The organism is Serinicoccus sediminis (assembly GCF_004153545.1).
Classification (GTDB): domain Bacteria; phylum Actinomycetota; class Actinomycetes; order Actinomycetales; family Dermatophilaceae; genus Ornithinicoccus; species Ornithinicoccus sediminis_A.
The window spans coordinates 160,840-177,148 of the sequence record NZ_SDVA01000006.1 but is presented as its reverse complement, the minus strand read 5'-3'; the positions used below and the strand labels follow the sequence as shown (position 1 = coordinate 177,148).

At 72.9% G+C, this 16,309-nt stretch carries 15 protein-coding genes and 1 tRNA gene; 4 read left to right on the top strand and 12 right to left on the bottom strand.

What is annotated here, in order from left to right:
• The first annotated feature begins 31 nt into the window (after positions 1–31).
• The 3 genes from EUS26_RS07820 (at position 32) to EUS26_RS07810 (ending at position 1,426) form a co-directional block, all read left to right on the top strand.
• A complete protein-coding gene (locus tag EUS26_RS07820; protein WP_130012918.1) occupies positions 32–640 on the top strand; it encodes a TetR/AcrR family transcriptional regulator in 609 nt (202 codons plus the stop codon).
• A 60-nt stretch (positions 641–700) separates the two neighbouring features.
• Positions 701–779: transfer RNA gene (locus EUS26_RS07815), tRNA-Gln, on the top strand.
• A 143-nt stretch (positions 780–922) separates the two neighbouring features.
• Complete coding sequence (locus tag EUS26_RS07810; protein ID WP_130012847.1) at positions 923–1,426, top strand: MarR family winged helix-turn-helix transcriptional regulator; 504 nt, start codon at positions 923–925, stop codon at positions 1,424–1,426.
• Between the two features lie 120 nt (positions 1,427–1,546).
• Here the strand turns inward: EUS26_RS07810 and EUS26_RS07805 are convergent, their stop codons facing one another.
• From EUS26_RS07805 to EUS26_RS07770, 8 genes are all read right to left on the bottom strand, one after another.
• Entirely contained in the window at positions 1,547–3,433 is a 1,887-nt protein-coding gene (locus EUS26_RS07805; RefSeq protein WP_130012844.1) for an ABC-F family ATP-binding cassette domain-containing protein, read from the bottom strand.
• Complete coding sequence (locus EUS26_RS07800) at positions 3,433–4,446, bottom strand: 4-(cytidine 5'-diphospho)-2-C-methyl-D-erythritol kinase (RefSeq protein WP_130012842.1); 1,014 nt, start codon at positions 4,444–4,446, stop codon at positions 3,433–3,435. The genes EUS26_RS07805 and EUS26_RS07800 overlap by 1 nt, the downstream gene beginning before the upstream one ends.
• A gap of 43 nt (positions 4,447–4,489) precedes the next feature.
• Positions 4,490–5,401 carry a 16S rRNA (adenine(1518)-N(6)/adenine(1519)-N(6))-dimethyltransferase RsmA gene (rsmA, locus tag EUS26_RS07795; RefSeq protein ID WP_130012840.1) on the bottom strand — a complete coding sequence of 304 codons (912 nt, stop codon included), beginning with the start codon at positions 5,399–5,401 and terminating at the stop codon, positions 4,490–4,492.
• A gap of 34 nt (positions 5,402–5,435) precedes the next feature.
• On the bottom strand, positions 5,436–6,281 hold the full coding sequence (locus EUS26_RS07790; RefSeq protein WP_130012838.1) for a TatD family hydrolase: 846 nt from the start codon (positions 6,279–6,281) through the stop codon (positions 5,436–5,438).
• Positions 6,282–6,300: 19 nt separating this feature from the next.
• Complete coding sequence (gene metG, locus EUS26_RS07785; protein WP_130012836.1) at positions 6,301–8,130, bottom strand: methionine--tRNA ligase; 1,830 nt, start codon at positions 8,128–8,130, stop codon at positions 6,301–6,303.
• 251 nt (positions 8,131–8,381) lie between these two features.
• Positions 8,382–9,788 carry a hypothetical protein gene (locus EUS26_RS07780; RefSeq protein WP_130012834.1) on the bottom strand — a complete coding sequence of 469 codons (1,407 nt, stop codon included), beginning with the start codon at positions 9,786–9,788 and terminating at the stop codon, positions 8,382–8,384.
• Complete coding sequence (locus tag EUS26_RS07775; RefSeq protein WP_165368545.1) at positions 9,781–10,263, bottom strand: SigE family RNA polymerase sigma factor; 483 nt, start codon at positions 10,261–10,263, stop codon at positions 9,781–9,783. The genes EUS26_RS07780 and EUS26_RS07775 overlap by 8 nt, the downstream gene beginning before the upstream one ends.
• Positions 10,264–10,348: 85 nt before the next feature.
• On the bottom strand, positions 10,349–11,191 hold the full coding sequence (locus EUS26_RS07770; protein WP_130012830.1) for a peptidoglycan-binding domain-containing protein: 843 nt from the start codon (positions 11,189–11,191) through the stop codon (positions 10,349–10,351).
• 216 nt (positions 11,192–11,407) lie between these two features.
• Here EUS26_RS07770 and EUS26_RS07765 point away from each other — a divergent pair, with 216 nt between their 5' ends.
• Positions 11,408–12,019, top strand: a complete 612-nt coding sequence (locus EUS26_RS07765) for a DUF4126 domain-containing protein (protein WP_130012828.1) — start codon at positions 11,408–11,410, stop codon at positions 12,017–12,019.
• Positions 12,020–12,163: 144 nt separating this feature from the next.
• Here the strand turns inward: EUS26_RS07765 and EUS26_RS07760 are convergent, their stop codons facing one another.
• The 4 genes from EUS26_RS07760 to EUS26_RS07745 all read right to left on the bottom strand — a co-directional run bounded on the left by EUS26_RS07760 (position 12,164) and on the right by EUS26_RS07745 (position 16,301).
• Complete coding sequence (locus EUS26_RS07760; protein WP_130012826.1) at positions 12,164–12,592, bottom strand: hypothetical protein; 429 nt, start codon at positions 12,590–12,592, stop codon at positions 12,164–12,166.
• A 117-nt stretch (positions 12,593–12,709) separates the two neighbouring features.
• Entirely contained in the window at positions 12,710–13,549 is an 840-nt protein-coding gene (gene rsmI, locus EUS26_RS07755; RefSeq protein WP_130012824.1) for a 16S rRNA (cytidine(1402)-2'-O)-methyltransferase, read from the bottom strand.
• A 20-nt stretch (positions 13,550–13,569) separates the two neighbouring features.
• Positions 13,570–14,316: a succinate dehydrogenase/fumarate reductase iron-sulfur subunit gene (locus EUS26_RS07750; protein ID WP_130012822.1), complete on the bottom strand. Its 747-nt coding sequence runs from the start codon at positions 14,314–14,316 to the stop codon at positions 13,570–13,572.
• Positions 14,313–16,301, bottom strand: coding sequence for a fumarate reductase/succinate dehydrogenase flavoprotein subunit (locus tag EUS26_RS07745; RefSeq protein ID WP_130012820.1), 1,989 nt, complete (start codon positions 16,299–16,301; stop codon positions 14,313–14,315). The genes EUS26_RS07750 and EUS26_RS07745 overlap by 4 nt, the downstream gene beginning before the upstream one ends.
• Positions 16,302–16,309 lie beyond the last annotated feature (8 nt).

The window sequence follows — 16,309 nt, the reverse complement described above, 5'->3', positions numbered from 1 at the left end:
GACCCCCCGTGAGAAGACCTCCCGACACCGGATGACCGGGCCGCAGCGGCGCCAGCAGCTGATCGAGGTGGGGCGCGCCCTCTTCGCCGAGCGCGGCTTCGAGGGCACGAGCGTGGAGCAGATCTCCGAGGCCGCGGACGTCTCGAAGCCGGTGATCTACGAGCACTTCGGCGGCAAGGAGGGGTTGTACGCCGTCGTCGTCGACCGCGAGATCCAGGCCCTGCTGGGGCAGATCACCGACGCGCTCACCGAGCACGAGGGCAACGCGCGGGCGCTGCTGGAGGCCGCCGCGATGGCCCTGCTCGACTACATCGAGACCTCGACCGACGGCTTCCGGATCCTCGTGCGGGACAGCCCGCCGGGACAGTCCACCGGGTCTTTCGCCTCCCTCATCAGCGACATCGCGACCCAGGTCGAGCACATCCTCGCAGCGGAGTTCAAGCGGCGGCGGCTGGACCCCAAGACGGCGCCGCTCTACGCGCAGATGCTCGTCGGGATGGTCGCGATCCCCGGCGGCTGGTGGTTGGACTCGCGCCGGATGAAGAAGGAGGACGTCGCCGCGCACCTGGTCAACCTCGCGTGGAACGGCCTCGCCGGTATGGAGGCCCGGCCCGTCCTGCGCAGCCGGGTCAAGGGCTGAGCCCGACGCTGAGAGCAGCCGGCCGGGGCTCGGCGCCAACCGTTAGGCTGGCCGGTGCTTTCCCCGGTTGCTCTGCTGGTAGGGGCCGCCTGACTTTGAATCAGGATTAGCGACGTAGGTTCGATTCCTACCCGGGGAGCCCCTCCACCCCACCGGGCGCCGCCTGTGGTTGCCCTCCACCCCACCGAGCGCCGCGCCTGGTTGCCCACCACCCCACCGAGCGCCGCGAATGGTTGTCCTGCGCCGGGCCGGCGGCACGGGCGGTCGCCTACTGTGGTCCCCATGAGCGAGGTGCCGGACGACGAGGTCGACCGCATCGTCGCCGCCTGGGGCCGTGAGCGCCCGGACCTCGACGTCAGCCCGCTCGAGGTGCTCTCGCGGGTGTCCCGGCTCGCCCGCCACCTGGACCTCGCCCGGCGCGACGCCTTCGGTGCGCACGGCCTGGAGTCGTGGGAGTTCGACGTCCTGTCGGCGCTGCGCCGCGCGGGCGACCCCTACGAGCTCACGCCCACCCAGCTGGTGCGGCAGACGCTCGTCACCAGCGGCACCATGACCAATCGGATCAGCCGGCTGGTCGAGCGGTCGCTGGTCGAGCGCGCGGCCTCCGAGGCGGACCACCGGTCCACGCTGGTCCGGCTGACCTCCACCGGCCGGGACGTCGTCGACGCCGCGCTGGCCGACCTGGTCGCCGACGAGCGAGGGCTGCTGCAGGGCGTGCCAGCGGGCCGTCAGGCCGAGCTGGCCCAGCTGCTCAAGGGGCTGCTGGCTCCCTTCGACGGCGCCTGAGCACCCGGTCGTTCGGAGGGCTCCTCGCGACGCGACCCTGACGACGCACCACACGCCTGCGGGATCCTCTCCGTCAGCCCGAGATCCGTGAGCCGCCCGGGGCCGGCGTGGCTCGACCGCTCAGCCCTCGGCCGCCTCCGAGGCCTCGAGCCACTCCAGCTCCAGCGCCTCCTCCTGGCCGCGCAGGTCCGCGTCCTGCGCGGTCAGCCGGCCCAGCTCCCCGGGGTCGGTCGCCGCGGCGGCCATCTGCTCGTGCAGGCGCACCTGCTGGGTGTGCAGCCGGTCCAGCGCCTTCTCCACCCGCGCCAGGGTCTTGCGCGCCTCGCGCACCTGCGCCGGCGAGTATGCCGACACCTCGGCGCCCGGGTCGGACCCGGCTCCAGTAGCACCGGTGCCGGCGCCACCGGCCGCGCCGGACGGCATACCCGCGCCACCGCGACCTCCCAGGCCGCGGGCCCCGCCCCGGGAGCGCTCGCGGCGCAGCCGGAGGTACTCCTCCACCCCGCCGGGCAGGTCGCGCAACGACCCGTCGCCGAGGAGCGCGACCTGGCGGTCGGTCATCCGCTCCAGCAGGTAGCGGTCGTGCGAGACGACCAGCAGCGTGCCGGCCCACCCGTCGAGCACGTCCTCCATCGCGGTGAGCGTGTCGATGTCGAGGTCGTTGGTGGGCTCGTCGAGCAGCAGCACGTTGGGCTCGTCCATGAGCAACCGGACGAACTGCAGCCGCCGCCGCTCCCCTCCGGACAGGTCCCCGACCCGCGACTGCTGGCGGCCGCCGGAGAAGCCCAGCCGCTTGGCCAGCGAGCTCGCCGAGACCTCCTTGCCGCCGATGACCGTGAACGAGCGCACCTCGGTGATGGCGTCGATGACGCTCCACCCGGCGACCCGGTCCAGCTCGCGCAACTCCTGGGTGAGGCACGCCATCCGCACCGTCTTGCCGGTCTTGAGCTTGCCGGCGGCCAGCGGGTGCTCCCCCTGCAGCACCCGCAGCAGCGTCGACTTGCCGGCCCCGTTGACCCCGACCACCCCGAACCGGTCGCCCGGACCGATCCGCCAGGTGACGTCGGTCAGCAGGTCGCGCTCGCCGACGCGAATGGTCGCGTTCAGCAGGTCGAGGACGTCCTTGCCGAGCCGGGTCGTCGCGAAGCGCACCAGCTCGACGCTGTCCCGCGGCTCCGGCTCGCCCTCGATGAGCTCGGTGGCCGCGTCGATGCGGAACTTCGGCTTGCTCGTCCGCGCCGGCGCGCCGCGCCGCAGCCAGGCCAGCTCCTTGCGGGCGAGGTTGGCGCGCCGCTCCTCGGTGACCCGCGCGATGCGCTGCCGCTCGACCTTGGCGAGCACGTAGGCCGCGTAGCCGCCCTCGTAGACGTGGACCTCGCCGTCGGCGACCTCCCAGGTCAGGGTGGACACGGCGTCGAGGAACCAACGGTCGTGGGTGACGACGACGAGCGCGTTGCCCGGTTGCGGCCTCCGGCCGGAGAGGTATGCCGCCAGCCAGGCGACCCCCTCGACGTCCAGGTGGTTGGTGGGCTCGTCGAGGACGAGCAGGTCGGGGTCGGCGACGAGCAGCGAGGCGAGCGCCAGGCGGCGTCGCTCGCCACCGGAGAGCGGCCCGACGACCGCGTCCCAGCCGCCGACGGCGCCCGCGTCGGTGCCGCCCAGCAGCCCGTCGAGGATCTCCCGCACCCGGGCGTCACCGGCCCACTCGTGCTCCTGCAGGTCGCCCAGCACGACCTCCCCCACGGTGGCCCCGGGGGCGAGCACGTCGGTCTGGCTGAGCATGCCGACGGTGACGTCGCCGGTGCGGATGACCCGGCCGCCGTCCAGGGTGCGCCGCCCGGTGAGCACCGACAGCAGCGAGGTCTTGCCGCCCCCGTTGCGGCCGACGACCCCGATCCGGTCGCCGTCGAGCACGCCGACGGACGCCTCGTCGAGCAGCACCTGGGTGCCGGCGAGCAGGTGCGCGCGGTCGAGGGTGACGAGGCTGGCGCGGGCGGGTGCCGCCATCAGCCGACCACCGGGCCGAGCGGCCCGGGGCGGTCGGGGTCGGTCCGCGGGCGGGTCGGCTCGGGGCCGCTGCGGTGGTGGACGATCTGCGCCCCCGGCACCGGGCCCACGGCGCGCACGATGTCGCCGGTCGGCCCGTTGGCCGCCAGCCCGACCGACAGGTCGATGGCCTCGGTCTGCGAGCCGACGAGGAAGGCGACGGTCGGCCCGGAGCCGGAGACGAGCGCGCCCCGGGCGCCCAGGTCGAGACCGGCGGCGAGCGCCTCCGCGAGCGAGGGCTGCAGCGACACGGCCGCCTCCTGCAGGTCGTTGCAGAGGGCGTCGGCGACCTCGTCGGTGTCCATGCGGCGCAGCGCGGTCATCAGTGCGCCGGACGGCTCGGGCGCCGTCGCCTCGACCCCGGCCTCCTCGCGCAGCCGGTCGCACTCGGCATACACCTCGGGGGTGGACAGCGAGAGCCCCTCCCCCGCCCAGAGCACCCAGTGCAGCTCGCCGCGGGCGAGCACGGGGGTGACGTGCTCGCCGCGGCCGCTGCCGATGGCGGTGCCGCCGTGCAGGAGGAAGGGGATGTCCGAGCCGAGGCTGGCCGCGACCAGCTCGAGGAGGTCGTTCTCGAAGTGGTCCAGGCCCCACAGCTCGCGGCAGGCGACGAGGGCCGCCGCGGCGTCGGCGCTGCCGCCGGCCATGCCCCCGGCCACCGGGATGTGCTTGTCGATGTCGATGCGCACCGGGTCGACCTTGGCCCTGCGGCCCCGGCGCTTGGCCAGGGTCTTGGCGGCGACCAGCGCGAGGTTGCGCTCGTCGGTCGGCACCTGCTCGCCCCACGGACCGGTGACGTGGACCGACCAGCGGTCCGCCGCCTGCACGGTGACCGTGTCGTAGAGGCTCACGGCGTGGTAGATCGTCGACAGCTCGTGGTAGCCGTCCTCACGCAGCGGCCCGACCGAGAGCCCGAGGTTGATCTTGCCGGGCACCCGGACGGTGACGGAGTGCGTCTGCGTGCCCGTGGTCATGGCCTCACCCTATGTCGCCGTCCCACGACGGGCGCCCCGGGCGTCAGCCCTGCGTGCCGGGGTGCTGACCTGCGGCGGCGTCGGCGATGCGGGTGAAGTCCTCGACGGTGAGCACCTCGCCGCGCGCCCGGGGGTCGACCCCGGCCGCGGTGAGGTATGCCTCGGCCTGCGCAGCCGACCCGGCCCACCCGGCGAGGGCGGCGCGCAGCGTCTTGCGGCGCTGCGCGAAGGCGGCGTCGACGACCGCGAAGACCTGCTCGCGGGTGGCCACGGCCTCCGGCGGCTCCCGACGCACCATCCGCACGAGGCCCGAGTCGACGTTGGGGGACGGCCAGAAGACGGTGCGGCCGATGCGCCCCGCGCCGGTGACGTCGGCGTACCAGGCGGCCTTCACGCTGGGCACGCCGTAGACCTTGCTGCCGGGGCGCGCGGCCAGCCGCTCGGCGACCTCGAGCTGCACCATGACGAGGACGGTGCGCAGGGTCGGGACGGTCGCGAGCAGGTGGAGCACCACCGGGACCGCCACGTTGTAGGGCAGGTTCGCGACGAGCGCGGTGGGCTGCGGGCCGGGCAGCTCGGTCACCCGCAGCGCGTCGGTATGCAGCACCGTCAGCCGCTCGGCGAGGTCCGGGGCGAGCTCGCCCACCGTCAGCGGAAGCTGGGTGGCGAGCGCCGGGTCGATCTCGAGCGCCGTCACGTGCCGGGCCCGCGGCAGCAGCGCCAGGGTCAGCGAGCCCAGGCCCGGGCCGACCTCGAGCACCACGTCGTCCGGCCCGACCCCGGCGGCGCGCACGATGCGGCGCACCGTGCCCTTGTCGATGACGAAGTTCTGCCCCCACTGCTTGGTCGGGCGGATGCCGAGGCGGTCCGCGAGCTGCCGCACCTGCGCCGGCCCGAGCAGGTTCTCCCCGGCCGCCGGGTCGAGGTCCTCCGGTGGGCGCGTCACGACCGGCATCCTCCCACGTCCCCCACCCGTGTCCGGCTCGCGCTCACCAGGGCCCGTAGACCTCTTCGCTGGTGGCCGAGAGGGCCTCGCACAGCTGTGGCACGGAGGTGTTGAGGGTGGCGGCCATGGCGCGGACCGTGAGCGGCACGAGGTAGGGCGCGTTGGCCCGCCCGCGGTGCGGCGTCGGCGTGAGGTAGGGCGCGTCGGTCTCGACGAGCAGGTGCTCCAGGGGGGTGATGGCCAGCGCGTTGCGCAGGCCCTGCGCGTTCTTGAAGGTCACCGTGCCGGCGAAAGACAGGTAGTAGCCGCGCCGCACGCACTCGCGGGCCATCTCCATGTCGCCGGAGAAGCAGTGCAGCACGGTCTTCTCCGGCGCCCCCTCCTCGGCGAGGATGCGCAGGACGTCGTCGTGGGCGTCCCGGTCGTGGATCTGCAGGGCCAGGCCGAGCTCCTTGGCCAGCGCGATGTGCCTCCGGAAGGCGTGGTGCTGGGCCGCCACCCCGTCGGGCCCGGTGCGGAAGTAGTCGAGCCCGCTCTCGCCGATCACCCGGACGCGCGGGTGCCGTGCGAGCTGCCCGATCTCGTCGATGACCTGGTCGAGGTCCCCGGCGGCCTCGTGGCCCGGCGCCTCGTTGGGGTGGATCGCGACCCCGCCCAGCACGGCGGGGTGCTCGACGGCGACCTGCGCCGTCCACCGCGCGGCCGCCAGGTCGCTGCCGATCTGCACGAGCCGGTCCACCCCGACCGCGCTGGCCTGCTCCACGACCTCCTCGAGGGGCGGCACGGGCGCGTCGTCCCGGGAGATGTCGAGGTGGCAGTGGTTGTCGACCACGGAGATCGGCAGCGGGTCGGGGGCCGGGGGACGCCCGGCCTCGCGGTCGCCGCTCATCGGGCGGTCGCGAGCGACGTCATACCGCGGCACCTGCCGTGTCCACCAGCCCGAGCCGGGCGCGCTCCTCCTCGACCACCGAGGGGTCGAGCTTGGTGAAGATCGGCGAGGGCTTGGCGACCGGCGCACCCACCGCGACCGGGCGGTGCTCCCACCGCGGCGCCGTGGAGTAGTCGCCGGTGATGACCGGGTAGTCCGGCCGTGCCGGGTCGTCGAGGTCCGCCACGGTCTCGAGGCGGGGCATCGGCTGGAAGTCGCCCTCGCCGCCGAGCGCCCGGTGCACCGCCGTCGAGGAGTGCGGCAGGTAGGGCGAGAGGATCGTGTTGAGGTCGACCACCGCCTGGGCGAGGGTATGCAGCACGGTCGCCAGGCGCTCCCGCTGGTCCTCACCCTTGAGCTTGAACGGTTCGGTGGTCGAGACGTAGGCGTTGGCCTCGCCGACCAGGCGCATCGCCTCGGCGAGCGCGGCCTTCTGCTTGTGCGAGGCGATGAGCCGACCGACGGTGTCGAAGCCGGCCGCCACCTGCTCCAGCAGCGCCCGGTCGACGTCCTGCAGCTCGCCGGGGCGCGGGACCTCGCCGAAGTTCTTGGCGATCATCGAGGCCGTCCGGTTGACGAGGTTGCCCCAGCCCGCGACGAGCTCGGTGTTGGTGCGCTTGACGAACTCCGGCCAGGAGAAGTCGGAGTCAGCGGTCTCCGGCGCGGCGGCGGAGAGGAAGTAGCGCAGCGCGTCCGGCTGGTAGCGCTCGAGCACGTCCCGCACGTAGATCACGACGCCGCGGGAGGTGGAGAACTGCTTGCCCTCCATGGTGAGGAACTCGCTGGAGACCACCTCGGTCGGCAGGTTCAGCTCGCCGTAGGGCCCGACCTCCCCACCCTTGCTGCCGCCGCCGTTGTGCGCCAGCAGCTCCGCGGGCCAGATCTGGGAGTGGAAGGTGATGTTGTCCTTGCCCATGAAGTAGTAGGTCAGCGCGTCCCTGCCGTTCCACCACTCGCGCCACCGCTCCCCCTGCTCGCCGGGCAGCCGCCGCGCCCACTCGACCGAGGCCGAGAGGTAGCCGATGACCGCGTCGAACCAGACGTAGAGCTTCTTCGTGGGGTTCTCCGCCCAGCCCTCGAGCGGGATGGTGATGCCCCAGTCGATGTCGCGGGTGATCGGCCGCGGCCGGATCTCGGCGAGGATGTTCTGGGAGAAGCGGATGACGTTGGGCCGCCACAACCCGCTGGCCTCCCGGCCGTCGAGCCACTCACCGAGCGCCTCGGCGAGCGCCGGCAGGTCGAGGAAGAAGTGCTCGGTGTCGCGGAACTCCGGCGTCTCGCCGTTGATCTTCGAGCGCGGGTCCCGCAGGTCCGCCGGGTCGAGCTGGTTGCCGCAGTTGTCGCACTGGTCGCCGCGCGCCTCGGCATACCCGCAGATCGGGCAGGTGCCCTCGATGTAGCGGTCCGGCAGGGTGCGCCCGGTGGACGGGCTGAGCGCCACCTGCTGGGTCTGCTCGAGCAGGTAGCCGTTGCGCCAGCAGGCGAGGAACATCTGCTGCACGACCTCGTCGTGGTTCGCCGTGGTGGTGCGGGTGTAGAGGTCGTAGGACACCCCCAGCGCCGCGAGGTCGGCGGCGATGAGCGCGTGGTTGGTGTCGATGAACTCCTGCGGGCTCTGCCCGGCCGCGTCGGCCTGCACGAGGATCGGGGTCCCGTGCTCGTCCGACCCGGACACCATGAGCACGTCGTGGCCCGCCATGCGCATGTAGCGGCTGAAGACGTCGGAGGGGACGCCGAACCCGGCGACGTGGCCGATGTGGCGCGGGCCGTTGGCATACGGCCAGGCGACCGCGGACAGGACATGACTCATGGGTCACCAGTCTAGGTGCGCCCCGGGAGACGTCCTCCCCGTCCCAGGACGACGGAGTGCGGTCCAGGGTCCTCCGCGAGCGTTCACACAGGCCACACGAGCCGCACCCGTCGCACGGTGCGGAGAAAGTCACCGATGCCCGCGATATACCCCCGTCCTCGGTGAAGATCTCCGCAGGTCGGTGCGCGAGTGACGGCTGGGTTCTCTGTGACACCCCCGGTATGCCGGCGCCGCTGCCCCGCCAGCTCGGCTCAGTCGCCGAGCGGCACCACCTGGACCTCCTCCAGGCCCAACGGCTCGGGGTCCGGCGAGTCCTCGTCCGCCACACCCACGTCGACGACCTGCTCCCGCTCGCTCGCAGGCAGCTCGGGAAGCCCGAGGAAGGTCACCGGCCGGCCGTCGACGAGCGCGCGCACCCGCACCGAGGTTGCGGTCGCCCAGCGACCACCGGCGGCGTCGCCGATGCGGACGGCGACCTCCTCCTCGGCAGGCTCCCAACCGCCGACCACGACGAGGGTGCCGCCGACCACCGGGACCACGACGGCTCGCCCGTCCGACAGCTCCTCCTCGACGGACAGTGCTTCGGTGCTGGACCCCTGGTCCAACCAGAGGAAGCCCGCGCGGGTAGACCTCCAGGTGACCGGCGGGTCTCCGACACCGGCCTCGGTCGCCTGGGCATGGACGTAGGACGTGAGCGCCTGCCGCTCCCCGTCGATGACCACCTCGACCTCGGGCGTCGCGGTCCCGTCGCCGACGGCGACCAGGACCTGCTGCCCCGTCAGCTCCGCCGATGCACCCTCGACCCCGCCCCCTCCCAGGACGGCCTCGGCGTCAGGCGGGATGAGGGACACCACCCACGGGGCCGGGGCGTCACCACCACTGATGCTGCCGGCGCCGCCCTGGACGGCATCCACGTCGATGCGATCTGCGTCGTCCGGTCCGTGGACGCCCCACAGGCCGGTCTCCTCATCCGCGAAGACCGTGAAGGCGCGCTCGTCCACCGCGCGTCGGATCGACTCGACCTCGCGACCGGCCAGGGTGGTGACCGCTCCCTCGGTCATGACGTACAGCTCTGCGGGGTCCTCTGACCCCATCCCGGCCGACGCGGCGTACCCGATGCTCGCCCCGCCAGTCTCGGCAGCGCCGCCGGTGCACAGGAGGCACTGGCCTCCCCACGCCACCTGACCCCCCTGCTCGTCGGGGTCGGCGCGCAGCCAGACGGCCACCGTCAGTCCGTCGGTGCGGAACACCTGGACGTCCCCTGGTCCGTCCTGCGCCTGGAGCGGCTCTGGCAGGACCTCCCCGTCGCGCGAGACGACCAGCTCCGGATGCGGCCGTCCGTCCACCGTCCGCAGCTCGGCGTTCCAGGAGGTCTCGCCCGACAACCCGAAGAGGCGGTCGTCCAGGTCGAGCTCTGACCAGGTGACCTCGGCCGGTGCCGTGACTGGGTCCTCACCGAGGGGCGCGACCGCCCAGCCGAACCACAGCACCCCCGCCACGGCGAGCGCCGACACGGCGGCGGCGACCCGACGGCCGCGACGGATCGTGCTGCCCCGCCGCACCACGTCTGCGCGCGACACGTGCAGGGGTGGGGCGTGACCGCCGGCCCGGTCCAGCAGCGCGGTGACCGCGTCGATGTCGTCACGGGCCTCAGTCATGGGACTCCACTCCCTCCAGCAGCTCGCGCAGCGCGCGGCGACCGTTCATCGCGTACTTCTTGACGCTCCCGACGCCCACCCCGAGCGTGCGCGCCGTCTCGGCCTCGGAGAGGTCCAGGTAGTGCCGCAGGACGACGCACTCGCGCTCACGCCGCGGCAGCCGGGCCAGGGCCCGGACGAGGTCGACCGACATCGGGTCGTCGGACGTGGCCCGCTCGGGCACCTCGTCGGTCAGCACCTCGCGGCGGCGCTTGCGCCAGCGGTCGGTGTGGAGGTTGACGATGGTCCGCCGGGTGTAGGCGGCAGGGTTCCCGCGACGCACGCGGGACCAGCGGGCATAGGTGCGCGCCATCGCCTCCTGCACCAGCTCCTCGGCCACGTGCCCGTCGCCGGTGAGCATCCAGGCGGCGCTGAGCAGCCGCGAGGAGCCGGAGTCGAAGAACTCCGCGAACTCCTGCTCGTGCGTGGACCGCATACCGCCTCCTGCTCGACACCCTGTCATCCCCTCAACGGCAGAGGCGGCCAGGAGGTGGGGTCGGGCCCGGTATGCCGTGGCGCCGCTACTCCCCCTTCGGCACCGTGAACGCGCGCCAGGTCAGCGGTCCGACGACGCCGTCGGCCGGCGGGGCGAACATGGCCTGGAAGTCCCGGACCGCGGCGTCGGTGAGGGGCCCGAAGGCGCCGTCCTCGGCGAGCCCCGGCAGCATCGACTGCACCGCCCGCACGTGGTCACCGGTGTCCCCGAGCCGCGCCGTCCGCGTCAGCCCCGGCCAGTCGAGCTGCCCGCACGTCGTCGAGATGAAGGTCGCCCGCTGCGTCTGCTGCCAGGAGCGCATCGCCTCCCCCGTGAGCGGGCCGTAGTCACCGTCCACGGCGAGCGAGGCGCCGTGGTGGTCGAGCAGGTGCTGCACCGCCCGGACCCGCCAGTTCACCGCCTGGGTGTGGCCGACCTTGGCCATGCCCCACACCTGGCTGCCGGCGCGCATCGTCGACAGGAACGACCACGTCTCCCGGCCCGCGAGCCCGTCGATGGTCAACCCCCAGCGCCGCTGGTACTCGGCGACGGCCGCCGTCGTGGCCGGCCCGTACACCCCGTCCACCGCGAGCGCGGGCACGCCGACCCGCCCCGCGGGGTCGAAGCCCTGCACCCCGCGCACCGCGTCGCCGACCGATCCGGGACCGGTGGGCACCACCAGCGAGACCCAGGTCGAGGTGTCGACGTCACCGGTGGACGGCAGACCGTGGTCGGACTGGACGCCCGCGACGGCCGCCGCGGTGAGCGGGCCGAAGAGGCCGTCGACGACGAGGGACGCGCCGCGCTCGCGCAGGAGGAGCTGCAGACCTCGCACGACGAGGGGCGCCTGGTCGCCCTGGCCCAGGTCCCTCCACGGTTCGACATTCATGACACTGCCTCTCCGGCCAGGCAGGGTGCGCCGGCCTCACCGGGTGGGAGCGACGACGAGGCGCCCAGATACCGCACCGCGTCGCGCAGGACCCACGACCGGTGCGCTGCGCACGCGCGGTCCGGGCGCGACGCAGGAGACCGGCGGGAGGTATGCCGCATACTGGACGGTGACGACGGCTCCCGCCGGGCGCCGCGCAAGTCAGGAGGCCACGACGTGCTCGCTGCGCTCACCGGTGCCGGCCTGTCGGCCGCAGCGGGGCTGAACGCCTACATCCCGTTCATCCTCGTCGCGCTCGTCGCGCGGTTCACCGACGTCATCAACCTGCCCCACCAGTACGCGTGGATCGAGTCCAACTGGGCCATCGGCATCGCGGCCGTGCTCCTGCTCTCCGAGGTCGTCCTGGACAAGGTGGCCGTCGTCGACCACGTCAACGACGCGGTCGGCACCTTCATCCGCCCGGCGACCGGCGGGCTCATCTTCGCCGCGACCACCGCGGCCGAGGACTTCGAGCAGGGCTCCGGCTTCATGCAGGACAACCCGTGGGTCGGGGTCCTGCTCGGCATCATCACCGCCGGCATCGTGCACACCGGCAAGGCGGTGAGCCGGCCCGTCGTCAACACCACGACCGGTGGCCTGGGCACGCCCGTGGTCTCCGCCGCCGAGGACGGCGCGGCGCTGACCCTGTCGCTGGTGGCGATCTTCCTGCCGGTGCTGGTGATCTTCCTGCTGCTGCTCCTGCTCTGGGGTGCCGTCAGGCTGTGGCGCCGGGGCCGCCGCCGCAAGGCGCACCGCGACCAGCTCATGGCCGACGCGGGCTACAGCTGACCGAACGACGTCCCCGCCCTCGGCTGAGGCGTGCAGGTGAGCGCTCCAGCCGACGACACGCCCGGCCCGACCGGCCGATGCGCGCACGTGAACGCCTGGGCCGACGACACACCCCCCGGGCCGGCTCGTCCGCGCACGGGAACGCTAGGGCCGGGCCGGTGCCTCGCCGGAGGGTGACTGGACCCGCAGCAGCGCCGCGGTGAGCCCGCACACGGCCGCCAGCATGATGAGGCCGCCGCCGAGCATGAGGATGGACCCCACGAGGAAGAGCCCGGTCTCGTCGAGCCGGCTGACCACGCGGCCCCAGGCATACGTGCCGATGACCGAGCCGAGGAGGCTGGTGATGGCGGCGATCCCGCCCAGCCCGCGGGCACGGCGGGCGTTGACCAGCCATCCCGCGACGACGCCCAGCACCCCGCCCACGCACGCGACGACCGCGGCCCACAGCATGTCGGCGACGCCGTAGCCGGGCTCCGTGGCCGGCAGCACCTGGGTCGTGGCGTAGGCCGCGACGAGTCCCGCGAGCACGCCTCCCACCAGGCCGCCCACGATCGCCTGCCAGTTGTAGGTCATCTCTCTCGTCCTTCGTTCCCGGCCACGTCGGCGTAGCGCCCGGCACAGTCAACCACGAGCCCGCCCCGCCCTCCAGCGTCCTCACCGAGGTCAGCGCGGTTCAGCCCCCGCGACAGGTCAGCGGGAGCGGACGGCCTCGTCGTAGAGCTCCTTGGCGGACAGACCGGTGGCGCGGGCGACGTCCTTGGTGACGTCCTTGAGCCGCTCGCCGGCGGCGACCCGCTCCAGGATCTCGGGTATGACGTCACCCGGGTCCACCCGCGGCGCGTCGGTGGCGGTGACGCCGGCGACGACGACGGTGATCTCGCCCTTGACCCCGTCCTGCGCCCAGGCCGCCAGCTCGGCCAGACCGCCGCGGCGGACCTCCTCGTAGGTCTTCGTCAGCTCGCGGCACACCGCGGCCGGGCGCCCCTCCCCCAGGGTGGTGGCCATCGACGCCAGGGTGGCCGCGAGCCGGTGCGGCGCCTCGAAGAACACCATGGTGCGCGGCTCCTGGGCCAGCCCGGCCAGGACCCGCTCGCGCTCCCCGGTCTTGCGCGGCAGGAAGCCCTCGAAGCAGAAGCGGTCCACCGGCAGCCCGCTGACCGCGAGCGCCATGAGCACCGCCGAGGGGCCGGGCACGCAGGTCACCGGCAGGTCGGCCTCGACGCAGGCCTGGACGAGCCGGTAGCCGGGGTCGGAGACCGACGGCATCCCGGCGTCGGTGACGAGCAGGACCCGCTCGCCGGCGGCGATGCGCTCGACCAGCTCGGGGGTCCGGGACGCCTCGTTGTGCTCGTGGTAGCTGACCACCTCACCGGTCACGGCGATGCCGAGGCGGTCGGTCAGCCGCCGCAGCCGGCGCGTGTCCTCCGCGGCGACCACGGGTGCCTCCGCCAGCTCGGCCAGCAGCCGGGGGCTGGCGTCGCGGCTGTCGCCGATGGGGGTGGCGGCGAGGACCAGCGCGGCATCAGGCATACCCCGGGGCCCCTGCTGGGTCAGTCGCGCCCGCCGTAGCCGGCGCGCCGGTAGTCGGCGTTGAGCTGGCTGATGACGTTGAGCGGGATGCCCTTCGGGCAGGCGCGCGAGCACTCGCCGAGGTTGGTGCACCCGCCGAAGCCCTCGAGGTCGTGCTGCGCGGTCATCTGCAGCACGCGGGCCTCGCGCTCGGGCTGACCCTGCGGCAGCTCGCCCAGGTGGGTGACCTTGGAGCCCATGAAGAGCATCGCCGAGGCGTTCGGGCAGGCCGCCACGCAGGCGCCGCAGCCGATGCACTCGGCCGCCATGAAGGCGCGGTCGGCGTCCTCCTTGGGCACCGGGGTGGCGTGGGCGTCCGGCGCCGAGCCGGTGTTGGCGGAGATGAAGCCGCCCGACTGGATGATCCGGTCGAAGGAGCTGCGGTCGACGCAGAGGTCCTTGATCACCGGGAACGGGTCGGCCCGCCAGGGCTCGATGATGATCTCGTCGCCGTCGTCGAAGCTGCGCATGTGCAGCTGGCAGGTCGTGGTCCGCTCCGGGCCGTGGGCCTCACCGTTGATGACGACGCCGCACATGCCGCAGATGCCCTCGCGGCAGTCGGAGTCGAAGGCCACCGGCTCCTCGCCCTTGTCGATGAGCTGCTCGTTGAGCAGGTCGAGCATCTCCAGGAACGAGCTGTCCTCGCTGACCTCCTCCAGCCGGTAGTCGACCATGCGGCCGTCGTCGGCGGGGCCGTCCTGCCGCCAGATCTTGAGAGAGATCCTCACTTGTAGCTCCTCTGCTTCAGCTCGATGAAGTCGTAGACGAGGTCCTCCTTGTGCAGCACCGGGGCCTCGTCGTCACCGCCCCACTCCCAGGCGGCGACGTAGGCGTACTCGTCGTCGTGCCGCAGCGCCTCGCCGTCCTCGGTCTGGCTCTCCGCGCGGAAGTGACCGCCGCAGGACTCGTTGCGGTGCAGGGCGTCGATGCACATGAGCTCGCCCAGCTCGAGGAAGTCGGCGACACGGCCGGCCTTCTCCAGGCTCTGGTTGAGCCCCTCGGCCGAGCCGAGGACCCGCACGTTGCTCCAGAAGTCGGTGCGCAGCGCCCGGATCTCCTCGATGGCCTCGCGCAGCCCCTCCTCGGTGCGCTCCATGCCGCACTTCTCCCACATGATCTTGCCGAGCGCCTTGTGGTAGGAGTCGACGCTGCGGGTCCCGTCGATGGACAGGAACTTCTCGATCCGGTCCTGCACCCCCTGGACGGCCTCGGCCACGGCCGGGTCGTCCTCGGTGATCTTGGTGAAGGGGCCCTTGGCGAGGTAGTCGCGGATGGTGTTGGGCAGCACGAAGTAGCCGTCGGCGAGGCCCTGCATGAGCGCCGACGCGCCGAGCCGGTTGGCCCCGTGGTCGGAGAAGTTCGCCTCACCGGTGACGAACAGGCCGGGGATGGAGGACTGCAGGTCGTAGTCGACCCACAGGCCACCCATCGTGTAGTGCACCGCCGGGTAGATGCGCATCGGCACCTGGTAGGGGTTCTCCCCGGTGATCTGCTGGTACATGTCGAAGAGGTTGCCGTACTTGGACCGCACCGCGTCCTCGCCCAGCCGCTCGATGGCGTCGGCGAAGTCGAGGTAGACGCCGCGGCGGACACCGTCCACGGCCGGGCCCACTCCACGACCCTCGTCGCACATGTTCTTGGCCTGCCGGGAGGCGATGTCGCGGGGCACGAGGTTGCCGAAGCCGGGGTAGATCCGCTCCAGGTAGTAGTCGCGGTCGTCCTCGCCGATCTCGCGCGGGTCCTTGTCGCAGTCCTCGGCGTTCTTGGGCACCCAGATGCGGCCGTCGTTGCGCAGCGACTCGCTCATGAGGGTCAGCTTGGACTGGTGCTCGCCGGTCTGCGGGATGCAGGTCGGGTGGATCTGCGTGTAGCAGGGGTTGCCGAAGTAGGCGCCCTTGCGGTGCGCCCGCCACGACGCGGTGACGTTGCAGCCCATGGCGTTGGTGGAGAGGAAGAAGACGTTGCCGTAGCCGCCGGAGGCCAGGACGACCGCGTCCGCGAGGTGGGTCTCGACCTCGCCGGTGACCATGTCGCGGGCGATGATCCCGCGGGCCTTGCCGTCGACGACGACCAGCTCGAGCATCTCGTGGCGGGCGAACATCTCGACCGTCCCGGCGGCGATCTGCCGCTCCAGCGCCTGGTAGGCCCCGATGAGCAGCTGCTGGCCCGTCTGGCCGCGCGCGTAGAAGGTGCGGGACACCTGCACCCCGCCGAAGCTGCGGTTGTCGAGCAGCCCGCCGTACTCGCGGGCGAACGGCACTCCCTGCGCCACGCACTGGTCGATGATGTCGGCGCTGACCTCGGCGAGCCGGTAGACGTTGGTCTCCCGGGACCGGTAGTCGCCGCCCTTGACGGTGTCGTAGAAGAGCCGGTGCACCGAGTCGCCGTCGCCCTTGTAGTTCTTGGCCGCGTTGATCCCGCCCTGGGCGGCGATCGAGTGGGCCCGCCGCGGGCTGTCCTGGTAGCAGAACGACTTGACCTTGTAACCCGCCTCGCCCAGGGTCGCCCCCGCCGACGCACCGGCCAGGCCGGTGCCGACGATGATGACCGACAGCTTGCGGCGGTTGGCCGGGTTGACCAGGGCCGCCTCGAACTTGCGGGTGGTCCACTTGTCCGCGATGTCGCCGCCGGGGGCCTTGGTGTCGGTGATCGGGGCACCCTCGCGGTAGATGCCGTCGATGAGCTCGTCGTTGCGGGTCACGGTGTCAGTCATGGGATCCA